The sequence below is a fragment of the Nostoc sp. EspVER01 genome (assembly GCF_034530635.1).
GTDB lineage: Bacteria > Cyanobacteriota > Cyanobacteriia > Cyanobacteriales > Nostocaceae > Nostoc.
Map to the genome: position 1 here is coordinate 19099 of NZ_JAVRCS010000053.1, position 19386 is coordinate 38484.

A 19386-nucleotide genomic window follows, 5' to 3' on the forward strand; every position below is an offset into this window, starting at 1 on the left:
TCCGCCTGAAGGTTTTCTATAGCTTTAGGCTCCAGATACAAGTATTTGTTTTTTGGAACTTATGTGCAATTAATTTCTTGTGTTTCATAAGTTTAAAACAAACAACTCAATCTGAAAACTGACAAATGTTGCCTTTCGCTAATAGCTGAGATTACAAAGGCCCGGAAATGCCTTGCTTGCGGATCATCAAGAAGTGAAACAGCATGAATACTGCAATCAGCCAAGGCAGTACAAAGGTGTGTGCGCTGTAGTAACGAGTTAGTGTTGCTTGACCAACACTGGAACCGCCACGTAGCAGGTCGGAAATCAGAACTCCAACCACGGGAATTGCTTCTGGTACGCCGCTAACGATTTTCACAGCCCAGTAGCCAACTTGGTCCCAAGGTAGGGAATAGCCGGTAACTCCGAAGGAAACGGTGATCACAGCTAGGATTACACCACTTACCCAGGTCAATTCGCGGGGCTTTTTGAAACCACCAGTGAGATAAACCCGGAAGACGTGCAAAATCATCATCAATACCATCATGCTGGCAGACCAGCGATGGATGGAACGAATTAGCCAACCGAAGTTTACTTCAGTCATGATGTACTGCACTGAGGAGAAAGCTTCAGTAACTGTTGGCTTGTAGTAGAACGTCATGGCAAATCCAGTAGCAAACTGGATGAGAAAGCAAACCAAGGTAATTCCACCCAGGCAGTAAAAGATATTGACGTGGGGAGGGACGTACTTGCTAGTAACGTCTTCGGCGAGTGCCTGAATCTCCAGGCGTTCCTCAAACCAGTCGTAAACGTTGGCCATACAATCTCAAGTTCCTAAAAGTCGGTTGCGGTTGATAAATCCCGAAGTTCTGAATCGGCAGAAGCCTTCGCTCAGACTTCTCTCCCAAATAGTAATTTTGGGATTTTAGTAAAGGGGAGTTTTTTTTCTTTGCTTTTCAGCTTTCAGTGTGCTAAGAGACTTCAGAAACTTTACACTCTGTAAAGATGGAATATATTGCGATCTCTTTACGCCCCTACACACAAAATAGTGGACACAAAGTAGATTTTATCCTTTGGTGAGTGGATACGATGCATCAGTTGACTGAACAACTTGATGAGAAAAATGCACCACTTCTATAAAAAAAGTAACATAATCGAGAGATAGATTTCATCAACAACAGAGGAAGTAGGCATTATCTAAGGAATTTGGGTTGAGGTGGAATTGATAATGGGGTTCATGAATAAACAAGTCTTTCGGGTTGGATTTTCATTGTTAATGGCGTTTTGCTTGGCGTTGGGTACGCTCACTCAGCCAGCGGTGGCTTTGACGGGGGAACAAAAGCTGGTTTCGGAAGTTTGGCGAATTGTTAATCGTACTTATCTAGATGAGACATTTAATCATCAAAACTGGGCGGCTGTGCGGCAAAAGGTTCTGGAGAAGCCACTGGCAGACTCAAATGCCAGTTATGAGGCAATTGGGAAGATGCTCAAGAGCCTCGACGATCCTTTTACCCGCTTTTTAGATCCAGAACAGTACCGCAGCTTGCAGGTCAATACTTCTGGGGAACTGACTGGGGTAGGATTGCAAATTGCCTTGAATTCTGAGAATGGGAAGTTAGAAGTAGTGGCTCCCATCGCCGGTTCACCGGCAGATAAAGCGGGGATTCGACCACGCGATCGCATTCTTAAAATTGAAGGCGTTTCCACAGAAAATCTCACCCTTGATGAAGCTGCTACCAGAATGCGCGGGCCCAGTGGCAGCCTTGTGACTCTCTTGATCGAACGGGACGGAGAGGCAGAAACGGAAATTAGGCTAACACGCGATCGCATTGCTCTTAACCCTGTGGTTTCGGATTTGCGTGTTTCTGCGGAGGGTACACCCATTGGCTACCTACGTCTTACCCAATTTAATGCCAACGCTTCAACGGAATTAGCACACGCTATTTCTAGTCTAGAAAAAAAAGGCGCTGCTGCCTACATTCTAGATTTACGAAATAATCCTGGGGGGTTATTGCAAGCCGGAATTGAAATTGCCCGTCTGTGGTTAGACTCTGGCACGATTGTTTACACTGTTAACCGACAAGGCATTCAGGGGAGTTTTGAAGCCTTTGGGCCAGCCCTAACAAACGATCCTCTAGTGATTTTGGTGAATCAAGGAACTGCTAGTGCGAGTGAAATTCTCGCCGGCGCACTCCAAGATAATGGTCGCGCTCAACTGGTAGGCGAAACCACCTTTGGCAAGGGTTTGATTCAATCTTTATTTGAATTATCAGATGGTTCAGGTTTGGCAGTCACAATTGCTAAGTACGAAACTCCTCAACACCGGGATATTAACAAATTAGGCATTAAGCCAGATAAAGTGATTTCCCAAGTAGCCATTAACCGCGAACAGATTGGCACCCAAGCGGATCTGCAATATCAAGCAGCACTGGAACTTTTGCTTCAAAAGCGGGTGGTGGCGGGGAAGGCATGAAAACTGCTGAGTGCTGAGTTGAAAGACAACCCACAAGAGATGGGGCATTTACCAAATGTAAAATTACTCAGTACTCTTCTGACTCAGCATTCAGTACGTTTTTTGTTTCCCCTTTCTCCTTAAGCGAAAAAATATACTTAAGACCAAAGGTTATAATACAAGCTTTTACTTGCTAAAAGTGCTTCTACTGCGTTATTGCTCATGGGTTTGGAGAATAAATACCCTTGACCGAATTTGTAGCCAAGGTGTTGCAGGCGTTCCAGTTGTTCTTGAGTTTCTATGCCTTCCGCGATCGCATCGAGTTCTAAATGGTTACTCAGCGCCACTATAGTTTCGACAATCTGATGATTTTTTTTGCCTGATTGAATTTGATTTACAAAAGAGCGATCGACCTTCAGACTATCCACAGGCAAACGGTGAAGATAGTTTAACGATGAATATCCCGTGCCAAAATCGTCAATGCTAATTTGAATTCCTCGCTCTTTCAACTGGCCCAGTACACTAATCGTAGACTCAATGTCTTCAATCAACATACTTTCGGTAATTTCTAACGTCAGGTAACGACCATTCAATTGGGTTTGAGTCAGAACCCGATCGACTTCTTCTAACAGATCGGACTGCTTGATATCTTGCGCCGAAAGATTGACACTCACTTTCATGGCAGAAAGTTCCGGGAAAGCCGTTTGCCAAGCTGCCAGATGATAACAGGCTGTACGAATTGCCCAATAGTCCAAAAGCGTAATCAGTCCTATTTCCTCAGCTATAGGGATGAATTCTCCGGGAAATTTCAACCCTTGGGTAGGGTGTTGCCAACGAATCAGTGCTTCAAAGCCAACAAGATGTCTAGTGTCTAGAGCAACAATCGGTTGATAGTGAAGGACAAATTCTTGACACTTAATTGCTCGACGCAGATCGTTTTCTAAATGCAGTCGATGCAAAGCTTGAGTGTGCATCTCAGTATCAAAAATTTCATATCGGGCTTTGCCCTTGTTTTTTGCCCGATACATCGCAATATCAGCATCTCGCAATAGGTGGGAGGCTTGAACGTAGTCTTTTGTACCCAAGACAATACCAACGCTACAGGTGGTATATACTTCACGTCCTTCAATCATCATGGGTGTTTGCAACTCTGCCAAAATCCGTTCTGTGATGCGAACTGCTTCCTGAATATCCTTAATTTCTTCAAGTAGAATCACAAACTCATCGCCACCCAAACGAGCTGCGAGATCCATTTTCCGGAGGGTGGCTTGGAGTTTTTGAGCAATGGCAATGAGTAATTGATCTCCTGCCAAATGTCCCAGGCTATCATTGACGACTTTGAATCGATCGAGATCGAGAAATAAAACAGCAAAATGATAATTTTCGAGACGGTAGGTTCGTTGAATAGCTAATTCCAACCGTTTCATGAAGAAATGGCGATTGGGCAACCCCGTTAGCCCATCGTGTAGGGCATCATATTTCAACTGATTTTGCACCTGGATGCGTTCTGTGACATCGCGGGAGGTGGTTTGCAGTTGAACAATTTCACCCGTCGCATTCACAATGGGTTTCGTGAGAGTCTCAAACCAGATATAGCTACCAGGCTTTTGCAGCATTCGGTAGGTGATGGGTGTGGGTTTTTTGCGGAATACTGCTGTCCGAATTTCCTGGTAAACGCGATCGCGATCGTCGGGATGGATGAAGGTATAGATATCTTCTCTGAGCATTTCGTCATACCGATAGCCCAAGAGGAATTCACAAGACGGGCTAACGTAGAGGTATCGACCATTCAACTCGTGAAGGCATACGAGATCGTTGGTATTTTCGGCTAACAAGCGATAGCGGGCTTCACTTTCTCGCATCGCTTCTTCGGCTTGTTTGCGTTCGCGTAGCGCCGCTTGCCGTTCGCTGACATCCAGAATCAGCCCATCCCAAATAATATCGCCATTGGCTTGTCGCTGCGGTCGTGCCGAGGCTTGCAACCATTTTTGCCGACCCGATGGCGTTGTCACGCGCCATTCCCAATTCCACGGGTGTAGAGTCTCGGCAGAAACCAGCACTGAATCTCGCATAGCGGGCAAATCGTCGGGATGCACCATCCGCCAGACTATTTCCACATCCTGCTCAATATCTTGGGATTCTAGTTCCCAGAGATATCGACAACCAGGACTGACATAAAGCATTGCATTCGATCCATCGGGATGTAGCACATACTGATAAATCACCCCTGGGGTATTGGCTGCTAGAGTTTGAAAACGGTATTCGGCTTGTCTGCGTTCGGTTACATCCAGAATCAATGTATCCCAAATAATATCACCATTGGCTTGGAGAGTGGGTCTGCCAGCAACTTCCAGCCATTTTTCCCGCCCTGATGGTGTGGTAATTCGCCACGCCCAGTACCAGGGTTGTAATGTTTGTGCTGACTCCATCACTGAGGCTTGCATTCCAGCCACGTCTTCCGAATGGATCATTTGCCAGAGGATGGTGGCATCTGTGACAACATCTTGGGCTTCTACTTCCCAAAGACGGTAACAACCCTGACTCATGTATACTACACTGTCAGAACCATCAGGGCGGAGCAGGTAACGAAAAATCGCCCCTGGTACATTCGCCGCCATATTTTGAAACCGGGCTTCGCTTTCTCTCAGAGCCATCTCTACCCGACGGCGTTCGGTTAGTTCCAGTTGTATTTGTTGGTAAAGATTGGCCTGGTGAATTGCGATCTCCAGTTGGTCTGCGACGGACTGGGCCAGTTTGATCTGGTTATCGCTCCAGGTAAACGGTTGTTGGGGCGCTATAATTGTGAAACTCCCCCACAGGGTGTCTTCAATCACTAGGGGAATGAGTAACCAAGCGCCGGGTATGATTTGGGCGACTTCCTGGTTAATCTCATTGTCGAGGTTGGTTGTATTTTCCACCCGCACAATCTGCAACTGCTTGAGTTGAGCTGCAAAGGGATTACCCACATCGGGAATCTCCAAGCCAATGACTGTTGGTGCGTCTGGATTATGGCGAAATTCCGCAATATGTTTCCAAATGCCCTGTTTTGGCAGATATTGCACCACAAAGCAGTCCAGGGTTTTCAAAAGTTTCGCTGTTTCTGCTGTCGCGGTGGCAAAAATCGTGTCTAAATCAAGGGAATTGCGGATGGATTGGAAAACTCGATTCAGTGCTTGTTCGCGTTGAATTTGCTCCTGTAGTGCGGTGATGTCTCGCCCCACCGATTGAATTTCGGTCAACTGTCCATGCTCATCAAAAATCCCCAAGTTAATCCACTGTGTCCAGCCAATCTGGTTGTTGGAGCGGTAGTCCTGATTGATGTTTTCAAAGATTGGCTTTTCTGGGGTGAGAGCTGCAATTTTGCCAGACAACTCGTCTAAATCCTCTGGCGGTACAAAGTTACTCCATTGCCATCCAATTACATTCTCTAAAGATTGACCGAGAGCAAAGCAAAGAGAATCGTTTGCAAAAGTAATGGTGGTGTCCGGTAGCGATCGCAAAATCAAGTCCGTTTGTACCTGGATCACCTGGCGGTAGCGGCGTTCACTTTTCACCAGGGTATTTTCGACCATCTGCTGTTCTAAATGCTGGCGTTTGCGATCGCTAATATCTTGAAACGCCACAATCGCATACGTCACCTTACCCCGATCGCCAAAAATCGGAGTCGCCCAAACCTCCAGAGGAATCACTTGATCGCCACGATGAATTTCTAGATCGTCAACCCAAATCGTTTCCCCAGCCAGAGACCGATTACTGGGTAACGCTTCTAAGGGATAAAGCTCCTCAGTGCCCTCACGGTAAACTTGAAAGACTTCTGAGAGTTGGTCTGAACTCAGTTCTAATGGGCGATCAATGCCTAGCAATGCCTGTGCCAGATGATTTATGTAAACAAGTTGCCCTGTTGAGTCGTGGACAGCGATCGCAATGGGGGTGGCATCCAGAAATTGAATGAGTCGGCTTTGGCTTTCTGATAAAGCCGCATTTGCTAGCAGTGATTCTACCAGAGACTTCACATCCTGCGGCGTATTTTCCCAATCCTCTGAAGAAATCTGCTTGAGGGAGAAGGGTTGCTGTTTTTCCATAAATGCAGCATTGGCAACCTAGTAAAACGTGAGTTCAACGAATGGAAAAAGGCACGTATATGATACAATTATAGGTTTATAAGTTATCGAAGCAGAATTTAGGTGGTCACTTCGACTGCGCTCACCGTAAACTCAGTGACCAACTGAATTCTGACTTCTTCTTCAAGCCGAAAAAGGTAGCTGAATCACAAATTCAGTTCCGTGGCCAGGTTGAGAATTCACTGCGATCGCTCCGCTATGTTTTTCGACAATAATTTGCCGAGCGATCGCCAATCCTAATCCCGTACCTTGACCCACACTTTTTGTAGTAAATAAATAGTCGAAAATCTTTTGTTTTATTTCTTCACTCATCCCCTTACCATTATCCAAAATGGTAATTTTCACTCCTTCCTCTTCTACTGAAGTTGTAATTGTAATCCAGTTGGGATTTGCTTTGATTTCTGCAAGAGTGCGCCCAGTATTTGACTCATCTAAAGCATCAATGGCATTTGCCAAAATATTCATAAACACCTGATTTAATTGACCAGGGAAACATTCTATTTGCGGTAAATCACCGTAGTTAGTAATCACTTCAATTGCTGGACGTTGTTCGTTAGCTTTGAGACGATGTTTCAAAATTAAAATCGTACTGTCGATGCCTTGGTGAATATTAAATGGTACTTTATAATCTTTATCGGCACGGGAGAAAGTTCGTAAACTGGTGCTGATATTTTTTAGGCGATCGCACGCCATTGTCATGGAATCAATCATCTTTGGCAAATCTTCTAAGCTATAATCCAAGTCGATTTCGACCGCATGATCGAGAATTTGCTCACTCTTATTTGGTAGACTTTCTTGATATAACTTTAAGTGTTCGGTAATATCAGTAAAGGTGGGTTTAGCTTGTTTGAGGCTAGCAGCAATAAAGCCCAAAGGATTATTCATTTCATGGGCTACCCCTGCAACTAAATTACCGAGTGCAGACATTTTTTCACTTTGGACAATTTGTAATTGTGCCTGTTGTAAATCAATTAGTGCTTGCTGGGCTTGTTGATACAATCGGGCATTTTCTAGGGAAATTGCGGCTTGAGCGCAAAGTAAGTTGAGCAGTTCGACGCGATCGCTCGTAAAGGCTCCAGTCGCCAAATTATTTTCTAGGTACAACACCCCAAGCAATTTACCCCGATTTAAAATCGGACTACACAAGATACTCTTAGGTTGCTGTTGCTGAATGTAGCAGTCATGAATTAATTGGGGATGTACTGTGGCATCAATAATCACAGCAGTTTGGAAACTGCGTTTAACAGTATTAATTAAGCCAACTGGTAGATCAATAGACTCTTCAACAGGCTGTGGATTGGTCAGCATGTCCGAAAAATCAACTTTGCTATTTCCATCCAGCTTTGCTAATGCCCGAATCAATAAATTACCTGACTCCGCCAGCATTAATACACACTTATCTGCGCCAGCATTTTCAATGACAATATGCAGCAACGATGAAAGTAGTTTTTCAAATTCAATTTCGCTTGAGATAGTTTGAGAAGCTTTGAGAATGGCAGCTAAATCTAAAGCCACAGAGATGCTACTGCTGGAACTGGTAGAGGTGACACTCCCCAAGGTGAAGATCGTTTCATAAGTTGAGAGGAGAGAACGGGTTTGCTGGAGGATGGGAGCGAGGAGTTGGGGATAGTGTCTTTCCAAGTGGGCAACCTTAGCTTTCGCACCCCAACGAGCATAGCCATAGTAGGCTTCCGTCATGTAGTCCTGGGCAAGCCGTTGTTTGCCCCAGTCAAGGTAGAACTTGGCGGCCAGTTCGTTAGCTAGGCTCTCTTCTTGAATATATTCGTTCGCTTTGGCTCCAGAAATTGCCTTGTCATATAGCTCAATAGCTTCGGCTTTCTGTCCTAACACTCGGCATTTTTCGGCTTCTACCAAATCAACCTTATGCTGGTGATTCATTGGGGCATGATGCGCCCAATGCTGTAAGTTGATTTGGTTTTCTGCTACACGCTCTAAGATTGTTGACACCTCGCTTGACGGTTGACTCAATAGTGCCAGAGCAATCAAAGAATCATAGAAATAAAAGGCAGGTTCGCCGACCATTCCCCCAGCAGTCATTAAATAGTTTCTGCCCTCAATGGCATGGTGATTTGCTGACTCAATTTCTCCAAATAAAAAGCAAAGGGTCAGTTTATATAAATAGAAGTTATACAGCCCAAACAGGTCATTCGCAGACAGCAGCAAGGGCAAAAGTTCCCTCTCTTCCAGGTCTGAGCCAGACAAAAGGGTGGGATTCTCCGCAAAACCCAGTAAATTTAAAATAGATTGCAGATAAATCAGGCAGTAATTGGCAGTTGTCAATTGGTTTATTTGCACCAAACCGTTGTAGTAGGTGCGCGTATCCGACTCCAAAGCGACAAGGGGCTGACCGCACCAAAAAGAAGTGAGGCAAAAACAGTATCCACTATATCCGGCGAATTGCAGGTTTCCAACTTCTAGGGAAGTCGCGTAGCTCTCGCTCAAGAGTGGTAACATTTCTTTGACGTGAGATTTACGGTGTAGCATAAATCCTGCCAGCGTCACTAATACTTCAGGTTTAGTCGTTTTAGCATCGAGTTTTAAGACAACATTCAAGGACAACTGACCAAACTCGATTGCTAAATCCACATCTTGCAATAGTTTACAGACAATCATGCTATAGCAAGCATAGTGATACGCTGAAGCAGAGATGTTTCCGTACCGCAGGGATAATTTGATTGAAAAGGAAGTCAGTATTGAAAACAAGGGAGAGCCACAGAGATAAGCTGCTGGTATGATGCTGCTGGCAATCTGGATAATTGCCAGTTTGTGCGGATCGGTCATTACCGGGAGGTGAACAAAATCTTCAATTTTCCTGTCTCCAATCAATTCGGTAATCTCTTGGATTGACTGTTGAATATCTTCTGGTGTGGGGGCTTCTGGAATTGTGACGCCAAGCTGTTGCAGGAGTTGCTGTCCGATTGCAATGGCTTCGGTCAGTTTATTCCCAGAGGTATTGGCTTGAATTTGAATGCGGTAAACATTCACCTGTTCCATTAAAGAGTGTGCGTGAGTGATTACCGTCTCAATCAACTGTTCCATCGCCTCAAAGTCACCGCACAGCATTGCTAATTCAGTCAAATCGTTATGGAATGATAGCGTCATTTCATAGTGTTGCTGCCAAGCACTTTCTCCCAACAAGGATAATCCAGTGCTGGCATATTCACGACCGGCTTGATAGGCGGTGGCATTTTTGGCTTTGCCACTGGCAATCAGATTGAGTCCAGCTAATGCTTCTCGTTCTGTTTGTTTGGTAATTAAAGCAGTTCCGTAATTTAATTGATTAACTATTTCAAAAATCCGGTCTTCTCTTGCTGCTGGGGAAATTTGTTGTAAAAGTAGTTGTCCGATTTGGTAATGAGTCGTCTGTTTTTGGTCGTCAGGAATCAGCGAATAGGCTGCTTGTTGGACGCGATCGTGTAAAAATTTATAAGAAACTGTCATTTGTCCATTGTCATTGGTCATTTGTTTTTGACTATCTACTAATGACAGATGACTAATACTTCGACTCCTTTCGACTTCGCTCAAGGCAAGTCGCTCAGTACAAGTGACTAATGACTCTTGTTGATAAAACTTATAAACATCACTGATCGGTAAAATTAACCCTTCTTGTAATGCTTTCCACAAATCGGTAGCTGTCTCAATTTGCGATTTTTCCGAAACAATTGCTAAAGTTTCTAAATCAAAAGAGTTGCCAATACAAGCAGCTAGCTGCAATCTTTGTTGAGTTGATGGCGGTAGTTTTCGCAATTGAAAACCCATAAAAGCTACAACATCATCTGTAACTGCTTGTTGATTTACTTGTGCAATGTCACATTGCCAACAGCCTGAATCAAAGTCAAATTCAATCAGCCTATCTTGATGTAATGCTTTGAGAAACTGGGTTGCAAAAAACGGATTACCTTGAGTTTTTTGATAGATCAATTGAGAAAGAGGCAATGCCAAATTTTCTGTACATTTAAGTGTGTCAGCAACTAACTGATTAACTTGCACTCGATCTAGTGGTGCTAAATTAATCGTATTAATCGTTGCTTGGTTTTTTCTAATTTCACCCAAAGTCAACATTAATGGATGTGCTGGGTTAACTTCGTTATCACGATACGCACCAATGACGAAAAGATGTCCTGTATCAGCCATTAATAGCTGCATTAAATTTAGCGATGCCGAATCTGCCCATTGCAAATCATCTAAAAATATCACTAATGGATGTTCTTTATTAGTAAATACTTGGGTAAATTTTTGGAACAGTAAATTAAATCTATTTTGTGCCGCAGTTCCAGATAACTCTGTTGCAGATGGTTGTTGACCAATAATTCTTGATAATTCGGGAATGACTTCAATAATCACCTGTCCATTTTCTTCAACAGCATCTAATATTTTGTTTTTCCATTGCTCTAGCTGAAGATTACTTTCTGTTAACAATTGCTCCATTAAATCTCGGAATGCTTGCACAAATGCACTGAAGGGAATATTCCGTTGAAATTGGTCAAATTTCCCTTTGATAAAATAGCCGCGTTGTCGCACAATGGGTTTATGAACTTCGTTGACAACCGCAGTTTTCCCAATTCCCGAAAACCCAGCTACCAGCATCATTTCTGTTGCCCCAAGGCTGACTCGCTCAAATGCTTGAAGTAGGGTTAATACTTCGGTTTCTCTTCCATAGAGTTTATCGGGAATGATGAAGCGATCGCACACATCCCGGCGCGCAATTTCAAAGCTTTCAATCCGACAAGTTTCTTGTAGTTGATTTAAACAAATTTCTAGATCAAACTTCAGTCCCAAGGCACTTTGATATCTGTCTTCAGCATTTTTCGCCATCAATTTCATGACGATATCTGAAATTACCTGGGGAATATCTTTTCTATTCCCTATTCCCATTCGGACTTCGGTGTGACACTTCGACAATCTCAATGCAGAGAGGCTCAAGGCAGAAGCCTGTTCCCTGTTTCCTAATGCTGTAGGCATTTTAGCGATATGAGAATGTACCAACTCCATCGGATCGTTTGATTGAAATGGTAATTCCCCAGTCAGTAATTCGTAAAAACTCACACCTAAAGAATAAAAGTCAGTTCGATAGTCAATCCCCCGATTCATTCTGCCTGTTTGTTCTGGAGAAATATAAGCGAGTGTCCCTTCTAATACATTGGGATTGATGAGAGTTTGGGTTTCTCGTGGTAGTAAAGATGCAATACTAAAGTCGATTAATTTAACTTGTTTAGTTTCGGGATTAATTAAAATATTGGCTGGTTTAATATCTTTATGAATAATGCGCGAACGGTAGAGGATATCTAAGGCATTGCAGAGAGCGATCGCTACCTCTAAAAACTCCATCAAAGATGGCGCTGTTTCCCCTTGAAAAGTCCATTTCTTAAAGGAAATTCCTCCGAAGTCTTCCATCACTAATGCATAGCCATTTTGGTATGCTTCGAGGCTGTAAGCTTGGATAATCAGGGGTGAGTTGAGATTTTTGGCAATAGTGTACTGATTGCGAAACTGCACCAGTTCACAGAAGCTAGGATAAGGATTTTTCAGCAGTTTAATCACTACAGGTAATGAGTCGATTTCTCGATACCCTCGATAAACTAGGGTTCTGGAACCATTGTAAAGTTCTTCACTGATGCGATATCCAGGAATACTGACTAAAGTGCTAACCATATTGCTAACTAAATCCAGAGAATTTCTAGATTTAGTATTCCCATATCTCTGAAAATTATTTATAGCATTTCCTAATTTAATGAAGTGTAAATAACAACCTCACCCCTATTCATTAGACCGATATTTCTCAACATTTGTGAGAGTATTCACTCATGTTTCTCTAACCTAGATTAAAACCCTCTTCTCTTCTACCCTCTGCCTTATCCCAACGACAAATTTTTACACCGATCTACTTATGGCTGACACCTTATTTGCTTAGGAAATGCCATATAAACAGAGAAAATATTTACACTGGAATTTCAATGATAAACTCTGTCCCCTCACCGAGAATAGAGTTACAACTCAACTTACCATTATGGGTTTCTTCAACGATTTGACGAGCGATCGCTAATCCTAAACCTGTGCCTTTCCCGACAGATTTTGTCGTAAATAAATGGTCAAATATCTTATTTTTCACTTGTTCACTTATCCCCTTGCCGTTATCACGTATCGCAATTTTTATAGTATTATTTTCTATCGAAGTCTTAATTGCAATCTTGTTAATATTGGCTTGGATTTCCTCAAATTTATGTCCTACATTAGACTCATCTAAGGCATCAATTGCATTAGCGATTATATTCATAAATACCTGATTTAATTGCCCAGGAAAACATTCTACTTGAGGTAAATTACCGTAGTTGGTGACAACTTCAATAGCAGGACGTTGATCATTGGCCTTCAGACGATGTTTCAAAATTAAAATTGTGCTATCGATTCCTTGGTGGATATTGAAAGGCACTTTGTAGTCTTGATCGGCACGCGAGAAAGTTCTCAAACTAGTGCTGATGTTTTTTAGCCTGTCGCACGCCATAGACATAGAATCAATCATCTTAGGCAAGTCTTCTAAGCTATAATCCAAGTCAATTTCTTCAGCATGGTTTTTAATTTCATCATTTTTGTGGGGTAAACTTTCTTGATAAAGCTTTAAGTGTTCAACAATATCAGCAACAGTGGGTTTAGCTTGCTTGAGACTGGCAGCTATAAAACCAAGGGGATTATTCATTTCGTGAGCCACACCAGCAACTAAGTTGCCCAGTGCTGACATTTTTTCGCTTTGAACAATTTGTAATTGGGCGTTTTGTAAATCGTTCAATGCTTGTTGTAAATCAAGTGATTTTTGCTGCAAGGCAAGTTCAGCTTGTTTGCGTTCGGCTTCAAGCCGCGCCCTTTCGCTAATATCTCGCATTACAACGACTGCACCGAGTTTGTTACCCGAAGAATCGAAGATCGCTTGTCCGCTAGCTAACAAAATTCTCTTAGAACCATGCTTCGGTGCAATTACCATTTCAGCGTTTTCGACTATTTCCCCTTGCAAGGCGCGAAACAAAGGAATTTCCGTGGTTGATAGAGGTGTTTGCCCATCTGGTTGATAGAGATCGAAATGTTCTGTCCACTGTTCTGCTGGTAATGATTGTACTGGTAAGCCATGAAAGTCACGAGTTGCTTTGTTAAATAAAGTCAATTTGCCACTAGCATCACAAACAACAATCCCATCAGTAATATTGTGAATGATGGCATTCAAAAACTCTCGTTCTTTGGCTAGAGATTCTTCAGCCTGTTTGCCATTGCTAATATCAATCACCACCCCATCCCAGATGATTGCCCCATCGGCTTGTAGCTCTGGCCGAGCCGCAGATTGAATCCATTTCACGGTTCCTGAAGGCAGGATAATCCGCCATTCTTCCTCAAAGGGTGTGAGATTTTGGGCAGAGTAGGCGATCGCTTCGGCAATAGCTGGGCGATCGTCAGGATGATTCATCGCATAAATGCTATGTGTCCCTGACATCACCAACTCTGGCTCTAACCCATACAAGTCGAAACAGCCAGAACTAACGTAGGGTGTTGAAGTTGAACCATCTACCTCCAAACGGAATTGGTACACCATTCCAGGAATATTATTTGCTAAATTTTGGAAGCGGAGTTCACTAGCCTGCAATTTTGCTAGAGATTGTGCCAATTGTTGGGCATAGTTTTGAGAATTTTGGTAAATTCGGGCATTTTCCAAAGAAATTGCGGCTTGGGTACAAAGTAAGTTCAGCAGTTCGACGCGATCGCTTGTAAAGGCTCCGGTTGCCAAATTATTTTCTAGGTACAATACGCCCAGCAATTTACCCTGATGCAAAACTGGGCTGCACAAGATACTCTTGGGTTGCTGTTGCTGAATATACGCGTCATTGAGTAGTTGCGGATACACTGTAGCATCAGTAATTACTACTGGTTGCAAGTTGCGTTTGATGTTATTAATTAAGCCAACTGGTACATCAACTGAATCTTCAATAGGCTGTGGGTTGAGCAACATCGAGTAAAAATTGACGGCAGCCTGATTCTGTACACCGCTTAGGGAAAGCTGTGCTAACGCCTGAACTAGCAACCGATCTGACTCCAAAAGCATGAATACACATTTATCGGCTCCAGCATTTTCAATGACAATATGCAGCAAAGCTGAAAGCAGCTTTTCGAGTTCGATTTCCCCAGAAAGGGTTTGGGAAGCTTTGAGAATGGTAGCTAAATCTAAAGCAACAGAGACGCTGCTATTATCGGAAGTAGCGGAACTGGTGGAGGTGAGACTCCCCAATGTGAAGATAGTTTCGTTAGTTGAGAGGGGAGAACGGGTTTGCTCTAAGATGGGGGCGAGGAGTTGGGGATAGCGTCGTTCCAAGTCGGCGACTTTGGCTTTAGCGCCCCAACGAGCATAGCCATAGTAGGCTTGGGTCATATATGACTGAGCAATCTGCTCTTTGCGCCAATTGAGGTAGAATTTAGCTGCCAGTTCATTGGCAAGTGCTTCTTCTTGGGTGTAACCGTGTTCTTTCGCAAGAGCAATGGCGCGATCGTATAAATCTATTGCCGAGGCTTTGTTGCCTTGCACTCGCTCTTGTTCCGCCTCGACTAGATAAAACTTGTGCAAGAAATTCATCGGCGCATGAGTTGCCCAGTATTTGAGTTTTTCTTGGTTGTCAGCGATGCATTCCTTTATTTGCTGCTGTTCTGGGGTTGAAAGTTCCCCAAAGTATGCTAGGTAGGCTAAAGACTCATAGAAATGAAAGATGGGTACATATAAAAAAGCCAGGACAGCATCCAAATACTGTCTTGCTTGTCCAGCCTGTTCTACGGCTTGTTGAAATTCTGAAAACAGATAAGACACAACCAGTTTGTTAATCCACAGCAATGCTAATCCGGTGCGATCGCCCCCTGCTTCATTTAATTGAAGTTGATGCTGTTCATTGTAGGCTGCACCGCTCAACACCACGACGTTATCTGCATCCCCGATTAAATTGAGCAGAATTTGCCAAATCAATTGGGAATAAGCCAGATTTGTATTTTGCTTGAGGTGCTTGAGCGCTTTACAATATCCGGCAACTTCCGGCTCCAGTTGCGTTAAATTCTGTCCGGCAAAATAGGAGTAAAAACCGTAGTTATACGCAGAGTAGCCCGCAAAAGCCAAATCCCCCACATCTAAACAACTACAATAGGCCATCTGCAAGGGGTGTAATGCATCACGCAGGTGCATTTTCCAATGCCTTGTGTATAAAAAGACTAGTAATAAAGTTTTCCCCTTCAATTCGGAATTTTGCTGACGTGATAGCATGTCAAGGGCTAACTGACCGAATTCATAACCTAATTCAACGTTTCCGAACACCCCACACATCAAAATCCCATAAGAGACATAGCTAAAGGTCGAGGTTGATTCATTGCCATATACGACAGATAAATAAACCTTTTTTAAAATCACTAGTAAATAAAGCAGTGGTGCAAACAAATAAGCGCAGGGTGCAGCCGATGTCAAAATTCGAGCCGCTGCGAGGATGTTTGCATCCCTTGCTTGGCTGAGGTTGAGTAACTCACCAGGTAAACGTTCTCCAATCGCATCTGAAACGGTACTAAAGGCAGCCGCCACATCTTCCTGGGTAGGGGCTGCGGGCAGTTCTACTCCCAATTGCTTTAAGATGGCAAGTGCCGCCGCGATCGCTTGAGTAAATTCACCCTGAGCGGTGAATGCCTCAATTTTCACCTCATAAACGCTGATTTGATCTAATGGAGTTTTGGCGTGATTCAGTACAAGACGAGCATTGGCTGCCATCTGCTCTAAATCACCGCTCAGATAAGCGGCTTCTGTGGCGACTTGATGGAGTGCTAAGGTCAACTCATACTGATGCTGCCAACTGTTTTCGGCGAGTAACCCAATGCCTACCTGGGCATATTTGCAGGCGGCAGTATAGGCGGCTGCCGCTTTTGCCTTGCGACTTGCCATCAGGTTAAATTGGGCCAATCTTTGACGTTCTGCGGATTGGGCGATCAATTCAGCTGCAACATTGAGTTGACTAACGATTGCAAAAATGCGTTCTTCTTGGTTGCTTTCGGGGGTGTTATTCAGGAGTAACTGTCCAATTTTCAGGTGAATGGGTTGTTTTTCATCGCTGGGAATTAGAGAGTATGCGGCTTGCTGCACCCGGTCATGTAAAAATTTATATACGACAATCTGAGAATTTTCTGGGCTAACTGCTTGATGTTCTTCCCCAACATAAAACTTATAAACTTCACTTTGGGGTAAAATCAAACCTTCCTGCAAAGCTTTCCATAAACTTGCAGCTGCTTCGATTTGAGATTGTTCAGAAACGATCGCTAAGGTCGCCAAATCGAACTGATTGCCGATACAGGCTGCCAGTTTCAGAACATTTTGAGTGATGTCGGGCAATTTTTGAAGTTGTTGTGCCATAAATTCCACCACATCATCAGTGAGAGCAAGCAATCGCACTTGCGCTACATCACACTGCCAAAAACCAACCTCCCAATCAAAGCTAATCAGCCCATCCTCATGTAGCGCTTTCAAAAACTGAGTTGTGAAAAAAGGATTGCCTTTGGCTTTTTGATAAACTAACTCTGTTAACGGTAATGCTTTTTCAGTTGCACAACTGAGAGAATCGGCGATTAAATGGTTGACATCTGCTTGACTTAAGGGAGCTAGACTCAAGGTGTTGACGCAGGAGGATGCCTTTTCAATTTCATCTATCGTTAACATGAGTGGATGAGCCGCAAACACCTCGTTATCCCGGTATGCACCAACAATGAATAGATAGCCGCAATCGCTCTGAGACATTAACAATTTCAGCAAATTCAGCGATGCCGAATCTGCCCACTGCAAATCATCGAGAAATATTACTAACGGATGCTCTCTGGTTGTGAACACCTGAATAAACTTTTGGAACAGCAGATTGAAACGGTTTTGTGCCGCACCGCCTGATAGTTCAGCGATGGCAGGCTGTTTGCCAATCATTTGTTCCAGTTCAGGAATTACCTCGATCAGAAGTTGTCCGTTCTCCCCAACTGCCGCTAAAATCTGACTTTGCCATTGCTTTAACTGAGTATCGCTTTCACTAAGCAGCTGTCCGATTAGGTCACGAAAGGCTTGTACAAAAGCAGACAGAGGAATGTTGCGGTTGAACTGATCGTATTTTCCTTTGATGAAATAGCCGTTCCAGCGGACGATTGGCTTATGCACTTCATTGACGACTGCGGTTTTGCCAATACCAGAAAAACCTGCTACTAGCATCAGTTGAGAGCCACCATTGGCCACATAACCAAATGCTTCTAATAGTGTCTTTACCTCCGATTCCCGCCCGTAGAGTTTTTCGGGTATGAGAAAGCGATCGCTGATATCGCGCTGTCCTAAATCAAACCAGGTGTGTTTGCCTGTTTCTCGCCACTGTTCTAAGCAAATAACAAGGTCATGTTTAATTCCTAGCGCACTTTGATAGCGGTCTTCGGCGTTCTTCGCCATCAGTTTGCGAACAATTTCGCCGAGCATCAAGGGCAATTTGGGGTTCAAATCGCAGAGGCAGGGTGGAAGTTTCGCAATGTGGTAATGCACCAACTCCATTGGTTCATGGGATTCAAAGGGCAATTTTCCACTCAGTAATTCAAAGAAAGTCACACCTAAAGAATAGAAGTCACTGCGGTAGTCAATGCCTCTGTTCATCCGTCCGGTTTGCTCTGGCGACAGATAGGCTAGCGTTCCCTCTAATCTATTGAGGCTCTGGATTTCCTGGGTTTCTCGTGGTAAGAGCGAGGCAATACTAAAGTCAATCAGCTTGATTTGGTTCGTGTCAGGGTGAATCAGGATGTTGGCTGGCTTGATGTCTTTGTGAATGACGCGCTGTTGATGTAACTGGTGTAAAATGTCTAGTAGTTGCAGAGCAATGGGTAAAAATTGCTCTAATGTCAGTGTTTTTTCTTGAGTAAATTGCCGCAGAGAAACACCACCAAAGTCTTCCATGACTAGGGCATAGCCATTATGATGGGCTTCTAGGCTGTAGGGTTTGATAATGCCAGGAATATTTAGGTTTTTAGCGATCGCATATTGGTTGCAAAACTGGACTAATTCGGTAAAAGTTGGATATTCTCGTTTTAAGAGCTTGATGACAACTGGTAGGCGATGCCTGCGGCGGGCTGCGCCTACGCATTCTCGAATTGCCCGATACACTTGAGTCCGAGAACCTGAATAAAGTTGCTCGATGATTTGGTAGCCAGCAATCCTTAAAGTTCCATCAATTTTTGCGCTCATAAATTTTTTAAGAAAATCTCTTTATACTAGTGTTATAATTCCCACTACCATATCTTGGTTAACAAGCATTAAAAAAGTTACATTGGGTATGGGGCACTGGAGGCAAACAGTAGGAATGCAAAGCACCTTCATATATATAGCCATCGCTTTTTAATGATTTACCAAATTAGCATCACAACTCCGTCAAGGAGTTTTTGATCTGACAAAGAAAGGCATGAAGCAAAAGCAAAGAAGTATTAATTTAGTTGGTGAGTGGCAATAACTTCTGCGGGCATAGTTTTACTGGTACCGCTCATCCCAGAAAATAATGCCTTGACATCCTCACCGACCTAAAGGCGCTCTTAAGAAGGAGTAATAAGTAATAAGTAATAAATAATGAGTAAGTACCCATTTTTCATCCACTCATTACTCATTACTCATTACTCATTACTCATTACTCATTACCCATTACTCATTACTCATTACTCATTACTCATTACTCATTACTCATTACTCATTACTCATTACTCATTACTCATTACTCATTACTCATTACTCATTACTCATTACTCATTACTCAT

The 19386-nt window shown here is 43.4% G+C and carries 5 protein-coding genes; 1 reads left to right on the forward strand and 4 read right to left on the reverse strand.

The window, feature by feature from the left end:
* Positions 1–151: 151 nt before the first annotated feature.
* Positions 152–799, reverse strand: a complete 648-nt coding sequence (gene petB / locus RMX69_RS27265; protein ID WP_096602499.1) for a cytochrome b6 — start codon at positions 797–799, stop codon at positions 152–154.
* Positions 800–1207: 408 nt separating this feature from the next.
* Here petB and ctpA point away from each other — a divergent pair, with 408 nt between their 5' ends.
* Positions 1208–2452: a carboxyl-terminal processing protease CtpA gene (gene ctpA, locus RMX69_RS27270; RefSeq protein WP_322639280.1), complete on the forward strand. Its 1245-nt coding sequence runs from the start codon at positions 1208–1210 to the stop codon at positions 2450–2452.
* 137 nt (positions 2453–2589) lie between these two features.
* Here ctpA and RMX69_RS27275 read toward each other — a convergent pair whose 3' ends face one another.
* From RMX69_RS27275 to RMX69_RS27285, 3 genes are all read right to left on the reverse strand, one after another.
* On the reverse strand, positions 2590–6513 hold the full coding sequence (locus RMX69_RS27275; protein ID WP_322639281.1) for an EAL domain-containing protein: 3924 nt from the start codon (positions 6511–6513) through the stop codon (positions 2590–2592).
* 162 nt (positions 6514–6675) lie between these two features.
* The gene (locus RMX69_RS27280; protein WP_322639282.1) at positions 6676–12225 is read right to left on the reverse strand and encodes an ATP-binding sensor histidine kinase; all 5550 of its coding nucleotides are present in this window, start codon (positions 12223–12225) and stop codon (positions 6676–6678) included.
* A 286-nt stretch (positions 12226–12511) separates the two neighbouring features.
* Positions 12512–18826: an AAA family ATPase gene (locus RMX69_RS27285; protein WP_322639283.1), complete on the reverse strand. Its 6315-nt coding sequence runs from the start codon at positions 18824–18826 to the stop codon at positions 12512–12514.
* Positions 18827–19386 lie beyond the last annotated feature (560 nt).

What these genes read in the sequence shown, in the direction of transcription:
- RMX69_RS27285 (WP_322639283.1), bottom strand. Translation starts at nt 18,826, where the DNA reads ATGAGCGCAAAAATTGATGGAACTTTAAGGATTGCTGGCTACCAAATC.
- ctpA (WP_322639280.1), top strand. Translation starts at nt 1,208, where the DNA reads ATGGGGTTCATGAATAAACAAGTCTTTCGGGTTGGATTTTCATTGTTA.
- petB (WP_096602499.1), bottom strand. Translation starts at nt 799, where the DNA reads ATGGCCAACGTTTACGACTGGTTTGAGGAACGCCTGGAGATTCAGGCA.
- RMX69_RS27275 (WP_322639281.1), bottom strand. Translation starts at nt 6,513, where the DNA reads ATGGAAAAACAGCAACCCTTCTCCCTCAAGCAGATTTCTTCAGAGGAT.
- RMX69_RS27280 (WP_322639282.1), bottom strand. Translation starts at nt 12,225, where the DNA reads ATGGTTAGCACTTTAGTCAGTATTCCTGGATATCGCATCAGTGAAGAA.